Below are 21284 nucleotides of genomic sequence, written 5' to 3'. Positions count from 1 at the left end.
TCCAGCATGGCTTTTCAAATTGTAAACGATTGTTGCACAAGGCGGTGGTTTTTCTGACGGCAAATCAGTCGCGTTTATTATTCAAACGCCCGAGGTAGAGTCAGTTCGCTCATCATTGCTTCACAGAGTGCTTAACGCCTCAATGTGCCTTCAGCGGCACCTAACAAAAAACGCACCCGAAGGTGCGTTTTTTATTTACCCGACTGCGTTACTTCGCCGCCGGCTGCTGGGTTGGCTGCGCCTGTTCAAGGTGAGCCAGATCCAGCGCGATATGCACGCTTTCATCCAGGTATGGATCCGGTTCCTGGTAATCCTTCGGCAAATCTTCCAGCGCCTTCAGCGGTTTTTTACCGGCGCGCTGCAGGCGATCGTTAATGCGTTGCAAACGGGTAGCGTCATCATCGTGGTTCTCTTTCTCGCGCTGAGCAAGATTGAGTGAGACGATGTTACGCTTGTCTTTCAGCGCCTTGTAATGGGCGATGTCCTGCGCGATGTACTGGAACTCCGGATCCTTGGCTATACGCTGCTCATGGTCTTTCAGCAGTTCAGGATCGAAAGGCGTCAGGTCGCCGGTTTTGCTGTAGGTAGCCGCATTGATGCTGTCCCACGGCATGGCGTTGTCTTCAAACGCCTCGCCGGTTTCCGCTGGATCGACGCCGGTAGGCATCAGGATATCCGGCGTTACGCCCTTACGCTGGGTGCTGCCGCCGTTAACGCGGTAGAACTTCTGGATGGTGTATTGCACCGAGCCCAGCGCCGGCCATTCCGGCCGCAGCATCTGATCGTAAATGCGGTTTAGCGAACGATACTGCTGCACGGTACCTTTACCGAAGGTAGGTTCACCGACAATCAACGCACGGCCGTAGTCCTGCATCGCCGCAGCAAAGATCTCGGAAGCCGAGGCGCTGAAGCGGTCAACCAGCACCACCAGCGGACCTTTGTAGTAAACGATGCCGTCGGTGTCGGCGTCTTCACGCACTTTGCCATTGTTGTCGCGCACCTGTACTACCGGGCCGCTAGGAATGAACAGGCCGGAGAGCGAGACCGCTTCGGTCAGCGCGCCGCCGCCGTTGGTACGCAGATCGATGATCAGGCTCTTGACGTTCTGCTTGGCCATTTTCTGCAGTTGCACTTTCACGTCATCGGTCAGGCCCACGTAGAAGCCAGGGATGTCCATCACCGCGACTTTCTCTTTGCCGACGGTCTTGATGGTCATTTTCACCGCACGGTCTTCCAGACGGATACGTTCGCGGGTCAGCGTAACAACGCGGGTTTTGGTGCCCTTGCCGGCCGGCAGGATTTCCAGGCGCACTTTACTGCCCTTCGGCCCTTTGATCAGGGAAACTACGTCGTCCAGACGCCAGCCGATAACATCGACCACAGGTTTCCCCGTCTGGCCGACGCCGACAATGCGGTCGCCCACGGTGATCGCCTTGCTTTTCGCCGCCGGGCCGCCCGGTACCATGGAGTTGATCAACGTATAATCGTCATCCATCTGCAGTACCGCACCAATGCCTTCCAATGACAGGCTCATCTCGGTGTTGAACTGCTCGGTGTTGCGCGGGGAAAGATAATTGGTGTGCGGGTCGATCTCATGCGCAAAGGCATTCATCACCAGCTGGAATACGTCTTCGCTGTTGCTTTGCGTCAGGCGCTTAATGGCGAACTGATAGCGTTTGGTCAGCGTCTCGCGGATTTCTTTGTCGGTTTTGCCGGTCAGCTTGAGGTTCAGCTCGTCATATTTGACTTTCGCATCCCACAGGCTGTCCAGTTCGGCCTTGTCTTTCGGCCACGGCGTTTTGCTGCGGTCGAGATCGATAGTTTCGTTGCCGGTAAAGTTCATCGGCTTTTCGAGCAACGACAACGCATAGGTGTAACGCTCAAAACGGCGTTTCTGGGCCAGATTGTACAGCGCGTAGGGGGTATCCAGCTTACCGCTTTTCAGTTCTTCGCCCAGTTGATTGCGCTTGTCGGCGAACTGCGCCACGTCGGAGGCCAGCAACACGTTATGGTTGTAGTCCAGCATATTCAGGTAACGATCGAAGATCTTGCCTGAAAAATCCGCATCGAGGGCAAACTGGCGGTAATGAGAGCGAGTGAAGCGCGAGGTTACGCGCTCACTCACAGTAGCATGCTGCGGCTCCTGATGAAGCTGAGGCAGTTGGTCGATGCGGATGTTGGCTGTATCCGCTCCGTAACTGACACCCGCCCACAACAGACCCGCGACTGCTGTTAATCTGACAAATTTGTTCATGCCTTGGTTGGCCTCCGTATCAGAACTGCAAGTGTTCTGCGCGCACAATCATCGCCAGACCGGAAGAGAGCTGCACACGTACGCCATCTTTAGCGATTTCAAGTACGGTTGCATCCATCGCGCTCTGGCCTGCTCTGACTTTGATTTCTTGGCCAATTTGCAGTTTAGAGATATCCGTGACTGGCACATGACGCTGCTGGCTTTCCTCTTTTGCTGCACGAGGTTGACGAGCTTGCTGTGGACGAGTTTGTGGGCGCGGCTTGCGGTTCTCCGGTGCGGCTCCGCCTTCGCGACGTGCAGCAGGTTTTTTACCGGCTGGACGTGGACGGCGTGGCTCGGCATCGGTTGATTCACCGGCAGCTTCACGTTTTTTGGCATTTTGTTCGGCACGCTGTGCCTGAACGCGCGCTTTGGCTTCTTCAAGCTGTTGGCGGGCATGATCGACATGCTGCTGTTCCAGCTCGCCGCACGGGTTACCGTCCAGGTCGACGCGCTGCGCGCCAACTTTGACGCCGTACAGATAACGCCAGCTTGAGGTGTACAGGCGCAGTGCAGAACGTAATTGCGTTTTGCTTAAGCTTTCTTCCCCCTGAACACGCTCTACCAGATCTTGAAAAATACCGATTTTCAACGGGCGAGCTTCGCCCTCGGCGCTAAAGCAGAGCGGAAAACGCTCGGCAAGAAAAGCAATGACTTCTTTACTAGAGTTCAACTTAGGTTGATTTTCCATGAAATTTCCTGATTACAACGGGTTGCCAACAAGCCACAGGCATGAACAGGCGTCATTATAATGACGCCATCGGTAAATGCCACGTTAACCGTAGATCAACTTGCCGCCACAGTGACGTATTTCGCACTATCACAGTGTTCCAGTTGCACGCAAAGCCCCGCCACCACTGCTTCCAGGCCCCGTTGGTCCTGTTCGTCGAAACGTTGATAAACTGTGCTGTCGATATCAAGAACGCCGATGATCTGACCGCTAACCTGCAGCGGCAGTACGATTTCCGCATTACTGGCCGCGTCGCAGGCGATGTGGCCCGGGAATGCGTGGACGTCGTCAACGCGCTGCACGCGATTTTCCGCCACCGCGGTTCCGCATACGCCCTTGCCCACCGGAATGCGCACGCAGGCGATTTTCCCCTGGAACGGGCCGAGCACCAGTTGGTTGCCGTCCATCAGGTAAAAACCGGCCCAGTTGACGTCGTCAAGGCGTTCATTAATCAACGCGCTGGCGTTGGACAGTGCGGCAATGAAGTTGGTTTCCCCGTCGAGCAACGCATTCAAATCGCGTTTTAATTCCGCGTAGAATTCTTCTTTTGTCATTTGTTAACCATGGTTATCTATTCCCGTGCAGAGCAGAGAGAAACACAGGAACCAGTCATAATGTGCGCAGACTACAATAGATTTGATTTTCTATTGTATATCATGCAGGTAGTTTCGCTGTCTTGCCATTTTCCTGTCGGCTTGCCCCCAGCATAATTGCTATTGCGCCGCGTTGTCCAAAGCAATCATGAGACGTTTTGAAACAGGGAGTTAGCGTAAGGAACCCATGATCAAACACCCTGGGTTTTATTCTTTTAATATCAATGCATTGAGGAATCGAACGTTCAACGACGCCCGGGGCAGGCAAAAGGTTTCGCCTCCGGCGGCCCTCAAACGACTGCCACGACTATAATGAAACCATGTCCAGAAAGGCCCCCCCGGAAAACGCGACGGTGAAGGCCGGCCCACATTGCCCTTCCTACAAAAAATGCGTATAGCCATCGGGTTATTCATCTGTTGCTTCACAAACCCCTGCCGGGCAAGGTATGTTTGCCTCGCAGAAACCCTGTTTACCGCCCCGCGCGGTTACAGCAGGTTTATTTTTCAGCTACGCTACCCATCCGGCGGGCTATAGAGCAGCTTTTGTCATGATGAAAATACACGCGATCACCGGCCCCCTTTCCAAAGCGCGCCACCAGCGCTGTCGCGAATGCGATCTGTTGTTTATGCTGCCGCCGCTGAACGGCAATCAGGCCGCCTATTGCCCGCGCTGCAACGCTAAAGTGGTGCATGGCCGCGACTGGTCGATGACCCGCCTGACGGCCATGGCGGTCGCCATGCTGCTGCTGATGCCGTTCGCCTTCAGCGAGCCGCTGATCAGCATCCGTCTGCTTGGCACCCGCATTGACGCCAGCCTGCTGGAAGGCATCTGGCAAATGAGCCGCCAGGGCGACCCTCTCACCGCCAGCATGGTGGCATTCTGTACCTTGGGCGCCCCGCTGACGTTGGCGCTGTCGCTGCTTTACCTGCGTTTCGGCCACGCCATCGGCATGAATTTGCGTCCGGTACTGCTGATGCTGGAGCGGTTGAAAGAATGGGTGATGCTCGATATTTACCTGATCGGCATGGCGGTAGCGGCGATAAAAGTCAAAGAGTATGCCGATATCCAGGCCGGCAGCGCGTTGATAGCCTATCTGTCGCTCACGCTGCTCAGCATCCTGACCCTGATCCACCTCAATCTGGAACAGCTGTGGGAGCGCTATTACCCGCAGGAACAGCCGAAAGGCCCGCCGGCGGCGCTGCATGTTTGCCTGTCGTGCCATTTCACCGGTTATCCGGACGAACGGGGACGCTGCCCGCGCTGCCATATTCCCATGTGTCACCGCCAGCCCTATAGTCTGCAAAAAACCTGGGCGGCGCTGATTGCGGCGATGATCCTGCTGATCCCGGCCAACCTGCTGCCGATTTCCATCGTTTACGCCAACGGCGCACGGCTCGAAGACACCATTTTCTCCGGGGTCGTATCGCTGGCGACCTCCGGCAACGCACCGATCGCCGCTATCGTTTTTATCGCCAGCGTGCTGGTGCCCTTTACCAAAGTCATAGTGCTGATCACCCTGCTGTTCAGCATACATTTCAAGACCTCGCACAGCCTGAAAACGCGTATTCGCCTGCTGCGGCTGGTCACCTGGATCGGCCGCTGGTCGATGCTGGATCTGTTCGTCATTGCGTTGATGATGTCGCTGGTGAATCGCGACCAGTTATTATCTTTTACTATGGGGCCGGCAGCCTTTTATTTTGGCACTGCGGTCATTTTAACTATTCTTGCCGTAGAGTGGCTGGATAGCCGATTGATTTGGGATGCACATGCAACAGGAAACGCCGAATACACCGACTGAAGCGCGGGTCAAAAACAAGCGCCGCATTTCGCCATTCTGGTTACTGCCGTTTATCGCCCTGCTGATCGCGGGGTGGTTGGTTTATAGCAACTTCCAGGAGCGCGGCACCACGGTTACCATCGATTTCCAATCTGCGGCGGGTATCGTCGCGGGCCGCACTCCCGTGCGTTATCAGGGGGTGGATGTCGGCACCGTGCAGACCATCAGCCTGAGTAAGGATCTGCGCAGCATTGTGGTCGAAGCCAGCATCAAGAGCGATCTGGAAGACTCGCTGCGCGATGGTACCCAATTCTGGCTGGTTACGCCTAAAGCTTCGCTCGCCGGCGTTTCCGGCCTGGATGCGCTGGTCGGCGGCAACTACATCGGCATGATGCCGGGCAGCGGCCAGCCGCAGAGCCACTTTACCGCGCTCGACACCCAGCCCAAATACCGCCTGAACACCGGTGAACTGATGATTCACCTGCACGCCGACGACCTCGGCTCGCTCAACAGCGGCTCTCTGGTGTACTACCGTAAAATCCCGGTAGGCAAGGTGTACGACTACACCATTTCCGAAGGTAATAAAGGCGTCACCATTGACGTGCTGATCGATCGCCGCTTCGCCAATCTGGTGAAGGGCAGCAGCCGTTTCTGGAACGTCTCGGGCTTCAAGGGCGATTTCAGCCTGGCGGGCGCCTCGGTGCAAATGGAAAGCCTGGCGGCGCTGGTCAACGGCGCGATAGCCTTTGATTCACCACCCGACGGCCAACAGGCCAAGGCCGACCAAAGCTATGACCTGTACCCGGATCTGGCGCACAGCCAACGCGGCGTGAACATTACGCTGGATCTGCCGAGCGGCAATAACCTCAGCGAGAACCGCACGCCGCTGATTTACCAGGGGCTGCAGGTGGGCACCCTGACCAAGCTGACGCTGCAGCAGGACAGTAAGGTCAGCGGCGAACTGACCGTCGATCCCTCAGTGGTGGATTTGATGCGCAGCGGCACGCGCATTGTGATGCGCAGCCCGCGCCTCAGCCTTAACGACGCAAAAATCAGCCAACTGCTGACCGGCAATACCCTGGAGCTGGTGCCGGGCGACGGAGAACCGCAGCAGCATTTCAACGTACTCGACAGCAGCGAAACCCTGCTGCAACAGCCGGGCGTGCTGACCGTGACGCTCAACGCGCCGCAAAGCTACGGTATCGACGTAGGCCAGCCGCTGATTGTGCACGGCGTCAAAGTCGGCCAGGTGATGAGCCGCGCACTGACCGACAGCGGCGTCGTATTTACCGCCGCCGTCGAAGCCCAATACCGCCGTCTGCTGCATAAAGACAGCAAATTCGTGGTCAACAGCCGCGTCGACGTCAAGCTGGGGATCGACGGCATGGAAGTGCTGGGCGCCAGTGCGCAAGAGTGGCTGGACGGCGGCGTGCGCATCATCCCCGGCAGCAAGGGCGAGCCGGTTGGCCAATACCCGCTGTATGCCAATGCCGAGAAGGCCGAAGCCGGCATTATCGGTAACAGCCCAACGCCAACACTCACGCTGAATGCCGACAGCCTGCCGGACGTGCAGACAGGTTCGGTGGTGCTGTACCGCAAATTCCAGGTAGGCGAGATCGTTAATGTTCGCCCGAAAGCCAACGAGTTTGAGGTGGATGTCTATATCAGCCCGGAATACCGCAAGCTGCTGACCAGCGAGAGCATCTTTTGGGCCGAAGGCGGCGCCAAGGTGCAATTGAACGGCAGCGGCCTGACGGTGCAAGCTTCGCCGCTCAATCGGGCGCTGAAAGGCGCCATCAGCTTCGACAATCTGCAGGGCGTCACATTGGGCAAAGGCGCCAAACGCGTGCTGTATGCCAATGAAACCGCCGCCCGCGCGGTGGGCAGCCAGATTGTCCTGAGGACTTACGATGCCAGCAAGCTGTCGCCCGGCATGCCGTTGCGTTATCTCGGCATCGATATCGGCCAGGTGGATTCGCTTAAACTGGCGCCAGAGCGCAATGAAGTGCTGGCCAAGGCAGTGCTGTACCCGGAATACGTACAGACCTTCGCGCGTCTGGGCAGCCGTTTCTCCGTAGTGTCGCCGGAAATTTCCGCTGCCGGAGTCAGTAATCTCGATACCCTGCTGCAGCCGTATATCAACGTCGAACCGGGGCGCGGCCGCGAACTGCGCAGCTTCGAACTGCAAGAAGCCAGCATCACCGACTCGCGCTATCTGGACGGCCTGAGCGTGATCCTCGACGCGGCAGAAACCGGCTCGCTGCAGGTCGGCACACCGGTGCTGTTCCGTGGCATGGAAGTGGGCACCATCACCGGCTTCTACCTGGGCGCCATGTCCGATCGCGTCCATGTTGCGCTGCGCATCAGCAAGAAATATCAGCATCTGGTGCGCAACAACAGCGTGTTCTGGCTGGCCTCCGGCTACAACTTGCAGTTCGGCCTGACCGGCGGCGTGATCAAGAGCGGCACCTTCCAGCAGTTCATCCGCGGCGGCATTGCCTTCGCCACCCCGCCAACCATTCCGCTGGCGCCGCAGTCGGCACCGAACAAGCACTTCATGCTGAATGCGGAAGAGCCGAAAGACTGGAAGGAATGGGGCACCGCGATCCCGCGGAATTAAACCCGTTACTCAATGCCGGCAGGGGCGTCCCTCTCCCTGCCGGCCCGTTTTATGCTAGAATCCCGCCCTTATTTTGATTGCTGCCAGAGAGCTCACCCCGTGGCCAAACCTGCCTCCGTTATTTTGCCTCCCGCTTTTCTCGACGCGACGCGCGCCGTCATGCCCGCCGAACTGTCGATGGACGATTTTATAGCCGCTTGCCAGCGCCCGCTGCGCCGCAGCCTGCGGGTGAATACGTTGAAGATCAGCGTTGCCGACTTTCAGGCGCTGGTGCAAGGTTATGACTGGCGATTGGAACCTATTCCCTGGTGTGCGGAAGGTTTTTGGATCGAGCGTGAGGATGAAGAATTGCGGCTCGGCAGCGCGGCGGAGCACCTGAGCGGCCTGTTTTACATTCAGGAAGCCAGTTCGATGCTGCCGGTCAGCGCCCTGTTCGCCGATCGCGAAAAACCGCGTCGGGTACTGGACGTGGCCGCCGCGCCGGGTTCCAAAACCACCCAGATTGCCGCGCTGATGAACAATCGGGGCGGTATCGTGGCCAACGAATACTCCGCCAGCCGGGTTAAAGTCCTTCACGCCAACATCAGTCGCTGCGGCGTAAAAAACGTGGCGCTGACCCACTTTGACGGCCGGGTGTTCGGCGCGGCGCTGCCGGAAAGTTTCGATGCCATTTTGCTGGACGCCCCCTGTTCCGGCGAAGGTGTGGTGCGCAAAGATCCGGACGCCATGAGCAACTGGTCACCGGAAAGCGTTACCGCCATTGCCGCCACCCAACGCGAACTGATCGACAGTGCTTTCCATGCGCTGGCCCCCGGCGGCGTCATGGTTTACTCCACCTGCACGCTCAACGCGCAAGAAAATCAGCAAATCGTCAACGGCCTGCTGGCGGCCTACGGCGATGCGGTGAGCATTGAACCGCTGGGTGAGCTGTTCCCCGGCGCGGAAAAGGCGCTAACCGCCGAAGGCTTCCTGCACGTGTTCCCGCAGATCTACGACAGCGAGGGTTTTTTCGTGGCGCGGCTGCGCAAGAACCATTCTGTTACCCCATTGCCGAAACCGAGCTACAAACTGGGTAAATTCCCGTTCACCCCGCTTTCCGGCAAGGATTCGGCCGCTATCTGCCAGGCCGCCGCGGCTTCCGGTCTCGCCTGGGATGAAACCAGCCGGCTGTGGGCGCGCGATAAAGAGATCTGGTTGTTCCCTGCCGAACTGGAGGCGCTGGTCAGCAAGGTGCGCTTCTCGCGCATTGGGGTGAAGCTGGCCGAGAGTTTCCCTAAAGGATACCGCTGGCAGCATGAAGCCGTTATCGCGCTGGCCACCGCCGACGGCAAGCAGCGTTTCGAGTTGGATGCCGCGCTGGCGCAAGAGTGGTATCACGGCCGCGATCTGTATCCGGAAGCGCCGCCGCAAAGCGATGAATGCATAGTGACCTACCAACAGCAGCCGTTGGGTATCGCCAAACGCATCGGCAGCCGGATCAAAAACAATCTGCCGCGCGAACTGGTCCGCGACGGTACACTGGATTTTCATCAATAATGTATTAATTGGCCGGGAAACCCCGGCCAATTAATACCGTTAATAATATTCCTAACTGCAAGTATTACCCTTCTAATGATTCTGCATTTACGCCTTTCCGCTTCCCAGACTGCGCAATATTGATACCTTTCAAAATAAAGAAAATTTTTCGCCCCCCACCAAGACAATTCCGAATTCCTATTCTATTAATTAACCTATAAAGAAATTAATGCGTTCAGCCTTTCCGGATGGCGCTTTGCGGATCTCTCTGGCACAGCAAGGAACAAAAAATGAAAAAAACTCTGGTGGCATTGGCCTCGGTAGCAACCCTGCTGTGCGCAAACGGCGCAGCCCACGCAGCAGGCACCATTCAGGGCAACCTGGGAGTGACGTTAACCATAGGCGCAGGTTGTGTTGTGGGTGGCGGCAACAGCAGCGGCTCAGTCAATGATTTTGGCTCCATCAGCTTTGGCACCTACTCTTCTCTTGCCAATATTATCGACGCCAGCGCAACCGGTTCCGGCGGCGCAGGCACGCTGTCGCTGACCTGCACTGACGGCACCGACTATACCGTCGCATTGGACAACGGGCTGCACGTAACCACCGGCAGCCAACGCCGCATGGCCAGCACCGCCGGCGCCTTTATCAATTACAACCTCTATCAGGATCAAGCCCGCGCTACCGCCTGGGGCAGCGGCGCCAACGCCCTGACCGGCACAGGCACCGGTGTGGCAGTTCCTCTGATTGTCTACGGCCGCGTCCCGGCTGCGGGCAGCACGCCGGCAGCCGATACCTATAACGATACCGTGATGATGACGGTAACCTGGTAAGGGTGCGGCAGGCGGTTTTCGGTTGCGGATTACTGGCGTTAAGTCTGGCGGTTTATGCCGATAGCAAAACCGCCAATATTGGCGTCAGCGCCACTTTGCTGAATGCGTGCGAAGCCGGCAGCAGCTCGGGGGGCAACGTCAGCTTCGGCTCGCTGAACTTTGGTACGGTGTATTTTCTCACTACCGCCGTCAGCGTAGCCGGGCAACAAAATGCCGGCGCCATCCGCGTGAAATGCAACAACGGCACCAGCTACAACGTGCTGCTCAACGGCGGGCAAAGCGGCAACACCGCAGCCCGCTACCTGCAAAGCGCCGCCAACCAACGGGTAAACTACAACCTGTACATCGATAGCGCCCACAGCGTCATTTGGAATAACCTGACCGGGGTCTCGCAAACCGCTAACGGCCAGGATAACTGGTTGCCGGTGTATGGCATGATCCCGGTGCAATCCACCCCGCCGGTCGGCAGCTACACCGATACCGTACAGGTGACCATCAATTGGTAACGGCAATGCGCATTTCAGCCTGCGGTCTACTGCTCGGGATGACGGCGGCCCCGGCAATCGGTGACACCGGCGTCAACGACTTGCAAAAGAGCTCGCCGTTTACCGTCAATGCGACGGTAGTGAAAGGCTGCGTCCTGGGCAGCGGCAACAGCGATGTCACCACCTTCGGCACCCTCAACTTTGGTCAAATCTCTTCGTTGGCCAGCAATATCAATATCGTATCCAGCGCCGGGGCCGGTTCAGTGCTGTTGCGTTGCAACCCGGGCCTGAGCGTCACGCTGGCGCTCGGCGTCGGCAACAACGTCACCGGCTCCATCTCCGCAGGGCGCAAACTAAAAAATACCCTGACCACGGAGACGCTGCTTTATCAACTCTACCAGGACAACAACTACGCCACCCTGTGGGGCGATGGCGCCAACGGCGGCGGCGCGCAGGTGATCGCCGCCACCGGCAGTACCCAGGAAATCAAAGTTTATGCCCGTTTGTTTTCGGCCAGTACCCTGCCCACCAGTGGCACTTACAACGATACGGTCTTGCTGACGGTAACTTATTAAGTATTTTGAATAAGGATTTAGCTATGCGTACTCCCTTCCGTCTGCCGTTGACGGCAGCGCTGCTGCTTGTCGGCCAGCAACAGGCACTGGCTGCAGCGTCGATTCTGATTTGGCCCATCGATCCGGTAATTGAAGATCAACAGCCCGCAACGGCGCTGTGGTTGGAAAACCGCGACACTAAACCGGTCTATATGCAGGTTCGGGTGCTTGGCTGGCGGCAAACCGACGGCAAAGACGATTACAGTAACCAGAGCGAGGTGATCGCCAGCCCGCCGGTCGCGTCGATAGCGCCGGGCAAGCGCCAACTGATCCGGCTGATTAAGCAGACCCCGCCGCCAGCCGGCCAGGAACGTGCCTACCGCATTCTGATCGATGAAGTGCCGGTAAAAGAAAACGACAGCGCATCCGCGCCCGCCGGTGCCCAGATGGGGCTGAAATTCCAGATGCGTTATTCCGTACCGCTGTTTGTCAGCGGCCAGGGGATCTGGACCAAGCCGGATTCTGAAAAGCCGCGCGACTACGCCACCGCCAGCCAACCGCAACTCAGCTACCGGCTATTGCAGCAAAGCAGCCAACGCTGGCTGGAAGTCCGTAATCAGGGCATTGTGCACGCCCGCATCTCCAAAGTGACGATACAGGGAAAAACGCTCAATGCCGGGCTGATGGGTTACGTATTGCCCGGTGCGCAAATGCGCTTTGCCGTGCCGCCTTCAGGCAGTTTCAGCAGCGGTAAACTGCAGGCCACGGTCAATGACAACAAACAACCGATAGCCTTCCCGTCTTACTGAGTTTCACATGCGGTTAACAGGGACGCCGTCACTCAGGAACAACGGATTCGGGCTGAAGCCGTTGGCATTCGCCATACTGTGCGCAGTGGCCGCCCCGTGGGCGCCGCTTGCCCACGCCGACGATTTGCCGCCGCCGCCCAGCGCCATCAGCATGCCGGATACCACCCTGTATCTGGAGCCGGTGGTCAACGGCCGCCAGACCGGCAAAGTGGTGCCGGTGGACTACCGTGGCGGCCACTATTACCTCACGCCGCAGCAACTGATCGACGCCGGCCTGCCGGTGGCGGACAAACAGGCAAAAGAAATTGCGGTCGACCTGTTGAAACAGGTGAATGTCACCTACAGCGGCGAAACCCAGCAGTTGCTGATCGACATCCCCAACGACTGGCTGCCCAAACAAAAATTCAACGCGCAGAACCCGCTGGATCGCCTGCCGGCGCAAAGCAGCCTCGGCCTGCTGTTCAATTACGACCTTTACGCCAGCCAAAGCAACGCCAACGGCCAACCGGGCTATCTTTCAGCCTGGAGCGAACAACGGCTGTTTGACGGTTTTGGCGTGGTGTCCAACACCGGCATCTTCCGTGGCAGCTTTAACGGATCCGCCGGCGATAACCAGGAGAGCCGTTATATTCGCTACGACAGCCAGTGGCGTTACACGGATGATGAGCGCCTGCTCAGCTATACCGCCGGCGATCTCACCACAGGTTCACTGCCCTGGAGCAGTGCCGTGCGCATTGGCGGCGTTCAACTGGCGCGTAACTTTACCGCACGCCCGGACCTGATCACTTACCCGCTGCCGCAATTTTCCGGCCAGGCGGCGGTGCCCAGCAGCGTCGATCTGTATATCAACAGCTATAAAAACAGCACCACCAGCGTCAATCCTGGCCCCTTTACCCTGGATACGGTGCCCTACATCAACGGCGCCGGCGAAGCCAGGGTGGTCACCACCGACGCGCTGGGCCGCCAGGTCAGCACCCTGGTGCCGTTTTATGTCGCCAGCAACCTGTTACAGGCCGGCATGAGCGACTTTAGCCTTTCCAGCGGCGTCCTGCGCCGAAATTATGGTTTGAATTCAGCCGATTATGGCCAGTGGGTCGCCAGCGGCAGCGGGCGTTACGGCGTCACGAACTGGTTAACGATGGAGGGTCGCGCCGAAGCGGCGGCGGAACTGGCGGTGGGTGGCGCAGGCGCCGATATCAAACTCGGCCAGTGGGGCGTGTTCAATGCGTCGTACAGCTACAGCCAGGCCGGCGACAACGCGTTTAACGATTATCACCCTTCGCGACAGATAAACTATTACGATCCGCTGACCGGCAAACCACTGCCGCAGCCCGACCCGCAAGCCGTCTACCACTACACCGGCAACCGGGGCGATCAAAGCAGCTTCGGCTACACCTACAGCAACCGGTATTTCAGCCTCAACGCCCAGCGTATCCTGCGCAGTGCCGGCTTTGGCGATATCTCGGTTTATAAGAGCGACTACCGCCTGAGCCGCCGTACCGATCAACTCACCGGCAGCCTCGGCCTTGGCCGCGCCGGCAGCATTGGCGCCGGCTATTTCGACGTGCGTGACGCTATCGGCACCCGCACCCGGCTGGTCAACGTCTCTTACAGTCTGTCGTTATGGCGCAATATGAGCCTGTATGCCTCGGTAAACCGGGAGATCGGCAGCAGCGGCTACAGCACCCAGTTACAGCTCTCCATTCCCTTCGACAGTTGGGGCACCGCCAGCGTCAGCGCCTCCCGCGACAACAACAACCGCTGGAGCGAACGCGTCAGCTACAGCCGCGCCGCGCCGACCGACGGCGGCCTGGGCTGGAACCTGGCCTACGCGGATGGACAAAACGGCGGCAGCTACCGCCAGGCCGACGTGATCTGGCGCACCCACCTGCTCGAGACCCGCGCCGGAATGTACGGCAACAGCGACGACTATACCCGCTGGGGCGAAATAAGCGGCTCGCTGGTCATGATGAAAGGCGATCTGTACGCCACCAATACCATCAACGACGCCTTCGCGCTGGTTTCTACTCAGGGCTACCCAGACATTCCGGTGCGCTATGAAAATCAGTTGATCGGCGTGACCAACGCCAAAGGCTATCTGCTGGTGCCGACCGTGACCTCGTATTACCACGCAAAATTCCAGATCGACCCGCTCAATCTGCCTGCGGACGTTGCCATTCCTACCGTCGAGAAAACCGTGGCGATCCGCGATCACAGCGGTTTCCTGGTCGATTTTCCGGTCCAGCAGATCGCCGCCGCAGACGTCAAACTGGTCGACGCGCAAGGCAAGCCGCTGGCCAACGGCAGTGAAGTGGCGGTTATCGGCGGCAGTCAGCGCAGTTACGTGGGCTGGGACGGTATGGCCTATCTGGATCCGGTGCAGCAGCACAACCGGTTGAGCGTCATCCCCGCAGACGGCGGCGCCCCTTGTCAGGCGCAGTTCAGCCTGACAAAAACGCAGGGCATCCAGAGCATCGGGCCGATCGTTTGCCAGTAACCCATTATGGAGAAAGATATGATTCGGGGATTCAAAGCGATATTACTGACGCTGATGCTGTTGGCAAGCCAGCGGGCGCTGGCTGACTGCGCGACCACCAATGGCAGCGTGACGCTGCCGGGCAGCAGCTCTTTTACCGTCTACAACGGCCAGATCAGCGCCCAGGGCACCGCCGGGCTGAACTGCACCGGCCTCGGTCTGTCGCTGCTGTCGCAAAACACCGTAACGGTGAAAATCACCTCGACCACCCACAATATGGCGATAGCCAATACCGACGGCTCCGGCGATCAGATTCCTTACCTGATTTACCCCGATTCGAATTACCAATACGCGTATAGCGTCGGGCAAACCATCGATTACAGCTCATTGAACCTGCTGTCGCTGATCCTCATCTCCTCCAACGTCAATTTCCCGCTGTATGTCAGGACCACCGCCGGGGCTAACGTGCGCTCCGGCACCTACACCGATACCGTTAACCTGACCTGGAACTACCACATCTGCGGCCTGGGCGCGCTCGGTTTGTGCATCTGGTGGGATGGCGTCAACAAGCTCAGTACCGTAACCATTACCGCCGTGATCACCAAAGACTGCCTGATTGGCACCGCGCAGAACGTCAATTTTGGCAGCATGGCGCTGGTGGGCCAGTTTAACCCGGTGAACCAGAGCATCACCCTCACCTGTACCAAAACCGAGGGTTACAACACCTATTTTACCAACGGCAACAACCCGGTCACCGGCTGGCGGCAGATGAAAAACGGCACCAGCAATTTTATGCAGTATCAAATTTACCTGCCCAACACCACTACCGTCTGGGACAGCACCAACAAGCAAAGCGGCGCAGGAACGGGGCTGGCGCAAAGTATTCCTTATCTGGCGGTGATTAACCCTGCACAAACCGAAAGGCCGGTCGGTACCTATCAGGACAATCTCAGCTTTGTCGTGGAATATTAGCTTCATGCGCTAGTCGCTGGCGTTGATTGTTGCCAGTTTGTATTTTTTATGTGGCATTTTTTGCTCATTTAGCTATGCTCAAAGAGATGGCCTCAACTGGTCATACCTCATACCAGCAGATCGAGCAAGGAGTTCCAATGGGCAAAACCGTGGTGAAAATAGGCAGTTTTGAGGTTGATGATGCGCATTTGTCCTCCTCGTCCGAGCAGGCCAGCACGCTGACCATTCCCTGCAAGTCGGATCCCGACTTGTGCATGCAATTAGACGGATGGGATGAACATACCAGCATTCCGGCGACGCTGGATGGCAAGCATTCGCTGCTGTTTAAGCAGCATTACGATCGGCAATCCGATGCCTGGGTGATGCGGCTGGCATGAATAACGATGAACTGAAAAACGCGCCGTGAGTTCCAGGAAACACGGCGCGTTTTTTATGCGATGGCGATACCGCGACCGGCGAAGAAACGGTCAAAAATGTTCAGCGGCAACCTCACCTGTTGGCGCGTGGCCGGGCTGTCGCCGGAAGGATTGTGGAAGGTTACGCCATCAGCGTCAACGGCGGTGACCAGCACCAGGTGGCCGCCCCGCTGCGGCGGTGCCCGATCGGGACGACGAATGCCCGGGTGCACCGAGGCCATGAAATAACGCCGCTGCGCCAGCAATTGCGGCAACGCCTCCGCATCGAGGCCGACCCGCACCTCGGCGTCCAACGCAAACTGCTCACGCACATAGTCGACAAAAGGCGCGTAGATCAGCCCTTTGATGTTCTCACTCTCATGGACATAGGCGCCGTACGGCAGGCTACGACGCGCCAGCTCCAACACCGGCGGCGCATCGCCGTCACGGTGGCTCAGCACCATTTTCAGGCAGGCCATACCGCAAACGTGATTGGCCCATTCGATATATTCCGCCCGATCGCGCGCCCCGCTGCACGCCCAGTTGGCGTCATCTGCCAAGGTCGCACGCCCGGCAATCAGATCGGCCGCCAGTTCAGGCGTCGCCCATTGGCAAACGTAGGGGACTGCGCTCGTCAAATCAGAAAGTCTCAATCACTTTGAAATTCATCAGCACCAGCGTCATATCCGGCGAAAACAGTTCGTACTCTTCAAAGAAACTCTGCAGCTCTTTACGCCAGTACGCCAATGAACGATCGCCTTCCCCTTCGGCATAGGCATGAGCTTCATCAACCTGATCGTAGGTTTTCATCTCCACCGAGGTCAGCTCTACCGCACAGACCGGAACATTTTTACCGTCAACGACCACAAACACGTCGCCGGCCAGCGGAATGCCTTCCCCGTCGAGATTGGAGCAGGTGGCGGTCTTGGTGCCGTTGAGGATCAGCTTGACCACATCATCAGCCTGCTGCTCGGTGTTGCCGAACGCCCAACGCTCGGTGTTCTCATATTTCTTCGGAATTGCGTCTGCCATTGCCTTACCTTATTGAATGAATCATTGTGCAGACAGAATAGTACAACGTATTCCCCGCCGCCTGCACCTGCCGAATTCGCCGCATCGCGGCGCAAACCCATACTATTTACAGGTTTTTTACGGTAAATCTCTGTGCCTGCCCCAGGACAACAGGCATACTGTGAGCGATATTCACACCATGGCTCTCAGCCAGGCGGTAAAATGAAAGAAGACGACAAAGATCCCGATGACACCTTCAGTGACTTATTAAAAGTCATCGCGCTGGTCGTGATTGCTCTCTTTGTTATCGGCGGCTGGTACTTCAGCTGATCAACAAAACAGGAGATCACCTTGGCCACCAAACGCATGCGCACCAAGCACTGGAAGATGTTTTTGATTCTGTTGCTGATCTGCCTCGCCCTGTTGTTATTGCGTTGGGCGGCAATGGTCTTCGGTTAACGCCGGCCCGGCCGAACCCCGGCGCCGGTTTCAGTTGTGCCGTTCGCCCGGTGTTTTAGCCACCGGCTCCAGCAACTCCCGCAAATAGGTTATTCGCGCCTCCCCCTGCGGCAACCACAGACGGCATAACCGATTTTGCACTTCTGCCCGCCGGCTCAGGCGATAATATTCCGCCAGTTGATCGACCAGTTTCATCACCTACCCTCCAGATATTCGACAGAGTCAGTATTGGGCGAAAAAACCAGAAGAAACACTGATGCCTTATTTTTTATGCTTCCGGTTTTAGCGTTGTGCGACCGGTGCAGTGGCGAACGCCAGGCCCAACTGCTACATTGACCAAAAATCACCCAGCCGAGGTAAACGATGATGTTCTCGGAGCAGGAGATAAAACCCGTGTGGGATGAGGTCGCCCGTTTGATTGGTGACAGCGTGATGCAACTGCGCCATCGCGGCGAGGTGTTATCGGTAGAAACGCTGGCGAAACACCTGGCGCGGCAGTTGGCTGAAAGCAACGACATCGAACGCCGGATCCTGATCGGTGCGGCGATCAACATGCTGAAAGATGGAAAATGAATCGCCAACCGGAATGGTTGGCGATTCGGCAGAAGCCCGAGGTATGCAAGCCCGGCCTTCTGAGCGCTACTATGTCAGGCTGACCCGATGAAATTAATAGGAATTATCGCGTTTTTCTCGAAAAAGACATGTTCTTATTGTATTTCACCTAGCGATAGAAGTGCCATGGCCTGCTGTAATGTAGCAGAGCATATGAATTGGATGAAAAACCACCACATTAACTAGGTGTAAAAATTAAAGGCCAATCACGTAAATCTATAAAGGCCTCAATATGTTTTCATTGACGTTACAATAATTTTGCCACTTTACCTCCCAATGAGGAATTTTTTCCTATTAGATCTACTAGCCATGAATATGTATAAGATAAAACCAAGGTCGCACCCGCTATCCCAAGAATGAAAAACAAAGGAATAGAATGAATCCATGTTTCATCACCAAATATCGAAAAAACAATTTCCAAGAAGAGGGCATGAATAAGGTAAACTCGGAAAGAGTGTTTTGACAAAAAGGATAACACTAGACTGGCATTAACTTTTAATGACCTAATAAAATTAAAGAAGCTTACTGCAGAAATAATAGCCAAGATGGAAACGTAAGAGAAAAAATAAGAACTATTAGTAGATTGGTGATAAGTTTTTGATGATAGTATCAGAATACACGCCGAGGTTAAAATATAAACAACCAGATTAAAGTATCGACCAGTCGGCTCAGGCTTCCTGGCTAAGTACATACCCAAGAAAAAGTACCCAAGATAGGTTACAAAATCCAACGGCCAAAACTTTTTAACTTCAAAAACATAATACCAAACAGATGAAACCGCTGCCATGGCAAGGAAATAGCCCGAGACATACAAAATCACCTTATTTTCATAACCATCAAATGCTTTAATAACAAAAGGTACCAGAAGATACAATCCAACAAGCATGTACATATACCATAGATGGTAATAAGGCCTTCCCATTGCCAATGAGTATAAGATATCCTTTGCCGAACCTTCGTGCAGGGTTTTCACTTTGAAAAATGAGAATGCCACATAAAAAACAGAATAAGCCAGAACAGGAACGACAATATTGAGAAATGTTTTAGTGTAAAAAGCTTTAACATCTGTATTTCGTGAATTGTTAAGAACAAAATACCCAGATATCATAACAAACAAAGGAACGCAAATCACACTAAAACTATTAATTAAATTACCAATTATAAATTCAGAATCTGATGTACTCCTCGGCATCACCCACTTCGATACATGAACAAAAACAACCATTACGCATGCGCATACCCGTAGAAGCTCAAGATTGTTATTACGTTCCATGACTTATCACCATACATTCAATTAACACACGGTTTTAGATAAATGGCGTCAATAAATCAAGTAATAAATCAACTTTCAGATAAAACCCATTAAGTGCAGTATCTTTGCTTTAAAGCAAAACCAAAGCTGACGCCATAAAACTTACGCCAGCTTAATAGATTTTCAATGATGTGAAAAGCTACCTTAACCAACCCAGCAATAATGTCGCGCCAATCACGGTAGAGGCGCCGCCAATCCGCGTGGCGATTTGCGCGAACGGCATCAGCCCCATGCGGTTGGACGCAGAGAGGATCGCCACGTCGCCGGTACCGCCCAGCCCGCTGTGGCAGCAGGTGACGATCGCCGCTTCAATCGGGTACATTTTCAGGTAAGGCGCAATCAGGAAACTCACCACGCCCATCGACAACACCACCGAACCGCAGACCACCACATAGCCCACGGAGAACACCGCCACCACGCTTTCCAGCGGCACATACAGCATGCCCAGGCCAATCATCAGCGGCCACACCAACGCGGTAGAAACGAACTTGTAAAAACTGTGCGCACCGGTTTCCATCGAGACCGGGATCACCCGGCAATATTTGCACAGCACGGCAAACAGAATCATCAGCACCGGGCCGGGAATATGCACAATATGTTCAAACAGGCCGCCGACGATAAAGAAGGCGCAGATCACCAGCAGCCCGCCGCCCATCAGTTGGAAATCGACATTGCCGTTGGTTTCCTTGATGGCGAACACCGCATTTTCCTGCGCCGAACGGATCAGCATGCCGTCACCGCTCAACGCCTTGCGTTGCAGGCCGATACGCGCCAACACCCCTGCCGCGACGATAGCGAAGATATTGCCCAGCACCGCCGCCGGCGCCAGTTGCGCCACGTAAACGTCCGGCGTCGATCCCAAAATGGCGGAATACGCCAGCGACAGCGGCAAAATGCCTTCACCTATGCCACCACCGATGATCGGCACGATGATAAAGAAGAAGGTGTGATAGAAGGTAAAGCCAAACAGCTTGCCTACCAGCAACCCGGTGGCCACCGCCGTTACCGTCCCGACCACCAAAGGCACGAACATGCGGATCATGCCTTGGATCAGAATCACCCGGTTCATGCCGAGTATGCTGCCCACCACCAGACTGGCGATAACGAAGTACAGCAGATTGGCTTCTTTCATCAGCAGATGGACGGTGCCCATCACGTTGGGCTGGAAGACGTTGAAGTAAACCAGAACCGAAGGCACCATCAGGCACAAAATGGCCGGGCCGCCAATATCCCGCAATACGGGAATGCTTTTACCTAAATGCGCCAGCGCAAAACCCAGCGTCATAATCACCGCCAGGCCGCCGATCATATTCTTTGGCAAGAAGTTGGCGTAGGCCGACACGGTAACAATGGCGCAAATGGTGATAAACAACGCGACCGGAACCGCGCCGATATCCATTTGTCGAATTTGGTTAATTACGCCTGATGAATCAGGTAGCGGCGTATCTTTCTCACAGGCTATTTCTGCATTTATCTGTTTCATTATTCACCCTGCTGACAAGTGTTCGGTGCGGAACGGTTCGCCTAACCACATGCGAAGAACGTTATTAAACAAAAACAACTGCTTATCATAAATTTCATTACGTATTTTCGTTTTTTAATAATGGAAAAAACAGTAGACAGCTCAGACAATATGATAAAAAATAAAAATACAAAACTAAATTGCGCTGCGTTAATTCAATATTGTGAGCCCCAGCCAATGTTGATTTTAATTAATTATCGTCAGCGTTTTGTAATTAAATTAAGCAGGTGAAAATTCGCTGCTATGCTATAGATGGAAGTAAAAATCCGCGCGTTTATTAATGAGAACCGGAGCAGTAATTAGCTGAATCCGGTCAGC

At 55.7% G+C, this 21284-nt stretch carries 20 protein-coding genes; 12 read left to right on the top strand and 8 right to left on the bottom strand.

Going from position 1 to position 21284, the window contains the following annotated elements; genetic code table 11:
* Positions 1 to 208: 208 nt before the first annotated feature.
* From prc to JK621_RS09155, 3 genes are all read right to left on the bottom strand, one after another.
* Complete coding sequence (gene prc / locus JK621_RS09165; protein WP_212559521.1) at positions 209 to 2254, bottom strand: carboxy terminal-processing peptidase; 2046 nt, start codon at positions 2252 to 2254, stop codon at positions 209 to 211.
* Between the two features lie 19 nt (positions 2255 to 2273).
* Complete coding sequence (gene proQ / locus JK621_RS09160) at positions 2274 to 2984, bottom strand: RNA chaperone ProQ (RefSeq protein WP_126482255.1); 711 nt, start codon at positions 2982 to 2984, stop codon at positions 2274 to 2276.
* Positions 2985 to 3079: 95 nt separating this feature from the next.
* Entirely contained in the window at positions 3080 to 3577 is a 498-nt protein-coding gene (locus tag JK621_RS09155; protein WP_212559520.1) for a GAF domain-containing protein, read from the bottom strand.
* Between the two features lie 590 nt (positions 3578 to 4167).
* On the opposite strand from JK621_RS09155, the gene yebS reads away from it, so the two are divergent.
* The 10 genes from yebS to JK621_RS09105 all read left to right on the top strand — a co-directional run bounded on the left by yebS (position 4168) and on the right by JK621_RS09105 (position 16032).
* Positions 4168 to 5415 carry a membrane integrity lipid transport subunit YebS gene (gene yebS, locus JK621_RS09150; protein ID WP_212560165.1) on the top strand — a complete coding sequence of 416 codons (1248 nt, stop codon included), beginning with the start codon at positions 4168 to 4170 and terminating at the stop codon, positions 5413 to 5415.
* Positions 5384 to 8014 (top strand): PqiB family protein, encoded by a 2631-nt coding sequence (locus JK621_RS09145; RefSeq protein ID WP_212559519.1) that lies wholly within the window; start codon positions 5384 to 5386, stop codon positions 8012 to 8014. The genes yebS and JK621_RS09145 overlap by 32 nt, the downstream gene beginning before the upstream one ends.
* A 99-nt stretch (positions 8015 to 8113) precedes the next feature.
* The gene (gene rsmF, locus JK621_RS09140) at positions 8114 to 9550 is read left to right on the top strand and encodes a 16S rRNA (cytosine(1407)-C(5))-methyltransferase RsmF (RefSeq protein ID WP_212559518.1); all 1437 of its coding nucleotides are present in this window, start codon (positions 8114 to 8116) and stop codon (positions 9548 to 9550) included.
* A 269-nt stretch (positions 9551 to 9819) separates the two neighbouring features.
* Positions 9820 to 10359, top strand: a complete 540-nt coding sequence (locus tag JK621_RS09135) for a Csu type fimbrial protein (RefSeq protein ID WP_212559517.1) — start codon at positions 9820 to 9822, stop codon at positions 10357 to 10359.
* Positions 10360 to 10361: 2 nt separating this feature from the next.
* On the top strand, positions 10362 to 10865 hold the full coding sequence (locus JK621_RS09130) for a Csu type fimbrial protein (RefSeq protein WP_212559516.1): 504 nt from the start codon (positions 10362 to 10364) through the stop codon (positions 10863 to 10865).
* Between the two features lie 5 nt (positions 10866 to 10870).
* Positions 10871 to 11419, top strand: a complete 549-nt coding sequence (locus JK621_RS09125) for a Csu type fimbrial protein (protein WP_212559515.1) — start codon at positions 10871 to 10873, stop codon at positions 11417 to 11419.
* 23 nt (positions 11420 to 11442) lie between these two features.
* The gene (locus tag JK621_RS09120) at positions 11443 to 12207 is read left to right on the top strand and encodes a fimbrial biogenesis chaperone (protein ID WP_212559514.1); all 765 of its coding nucleotides are present in this window, start codon (positions 11443 to 11445) and stop codon (positions 12205 to 12207) included.
* A gap of 7 nt (positions 12208 to 12214) precedes the next feature.
* Positions 12215 to 14704: a fimbria/pilus outer membrane usher protein gene (locus JK621_RS09115; RefSeq protein ID WP_212559513.1), complete on the top strand. Its 2490-nt coding sequence runs from the start codon at positions 12215 to 12217 to the stop codon at positions 14702 to 14704.
* 18 nt (positions 14705 to 14722) lie between these two features.
* Positions 14723 to 15655 carry a Csu type fimbrial protein gene (locus JK621_RS09110; RefSeq protein ID WP_212559512.1) on the top strand — a complete coding sequence of 311 codons (933 nt, stop codon included), beginning with the start codon at positions 14723 to 14725 and terminating at the stop codon, positions 15653 to 15655.
* A 137-nt stretch (positions 15656 to 15792) separates the two neighbouring features.
* Positions 15793 to 16032, top strand: coding sequence for a YebV family protein (locus JK621_RS09105; protein ID WP_004943489.1), 240 nt, complete (start codon positions 15793 to 15795; stop codon positions 16030 to 16032).
* Between the two features lie 53 nt (positions 16033 to 16085).
* Here JK621_RS09105 and JK621_RS09100 read toward each other — a convergent pair whose 3' ends face one another.
* Together JK621_RS09100 and JK621_RS09095 are read right to left on the bottom strand one after the other, a co-directional pair.
* Entirely contained in the window at positions 16086 to 16688 is a 603-nt protein-coding gene (locus JK621_RS09100) for a C39 family peptidase (RefSeq protein ID WP_212559511.1), read from the bottom strand.
* A gap of 1 nt (position 16689) precedes the next feature.
* Positions 16690 to 17082, bottom strand: a complete 393-nt coding sequence (locus JK621_RS09095; protein WP_126482234.1) for an ASCH domain-containing protein — start codon at positions 17080 to 17082, stop codon at positions 16690 to 16692.
* Positions 17083 to 17412: 330 nt separating this feature from the next.
* Here JK621_RS09095 and yniD point away from each other — a divergent pair, with 330 nt between their 5' ends.
* The gene (gene yniD / locus JK621_RS25360) at positions 17413 to 17520 is read left to right on the top strand and encodes a small membrane protein YniD (RefSeq protein WP_232047434.1); all 108 of its coding nucleotides are present in this window, start codon (positions 17413 to 17415) and stop codon (positions 17518 to 17520) included.
* Positions 17521 to 17550: 30 nt separating this feature from the next.
* On the opposite strand, the gene JK621_RS09090 is transcribed toward yniD, so the two are convergent.
* On the bottom strand, positions 17551 to 17715 hold the full coding sequence (locus JK621_RS09090; RefSeq protein ID WP_164713310.1) for a hypothetical protein: 165 nt from the start codon (positions 17713 to 17715) through the stop codon (positions 17551 to 17553).
* Positions 17716 to 17883: 168 nt separating this feature from the next.
* On the opposite strand from JK621_RS09090, the gene JK621_RS09085 reads away from it, so the two are divergent.
* Positions 17884 to 18093 carry a hypothetical protein gene (locus JK621_RS09085; RefSeq protein WP_004943477.1) on the top strand — a complete coding sequence of 70 codons (210 nt, stop codon included), beginning with the start codon at positions 17884 to 17886 and terminating at the stop codon, positions 18091 to 18093.
* Between the two features lie 286 nt (positions 18094 to 18379).
* Here JK621_RS09085 and JK621_RS09080 read toward each other — a convergent pair whose 3' ends face one another.
* The gene (locus JK621_RS09080) at positions 18380 to 19405 is read right to left on the bottom strand and encodes an acyltransferase (protein WP_212559510.1); all 1026 of its coding nucleotides are present in this window, start codon (positions 19403 to 19405) and stop codon (positions 18380 to 18382) included.
* 178 nt (positions 19406 to 19583) lie between these two features.
* Positions 19584 to 20927 (bottom strand): 2-hydroxycarboxylate transporter family protein, encoded by a 1344-nt coding sequence (locus tag JK621_RS09075; protein ID WP_212559509.1) that lies wholly within the window; start codon positions 20925 to 20927, stop codon positions 19584 to 19586.
* Positions 20928 to 21284 lie beyond the last annotated feature (357 nt).

The sequence above is a fragment of the Serratia plymuthica genome, assembly GCF_018336935.1.
Taxonomy (GTDB): Bacteria; Pseudomonadota; Gammaproteobacteria; order Enterobacterales; family Enterobacteriaceae; genus Serratia; species Serratia plymuthica_B.
This window is presented reverse-complemented; position numbering and strand designations above follow the sequence as displayed.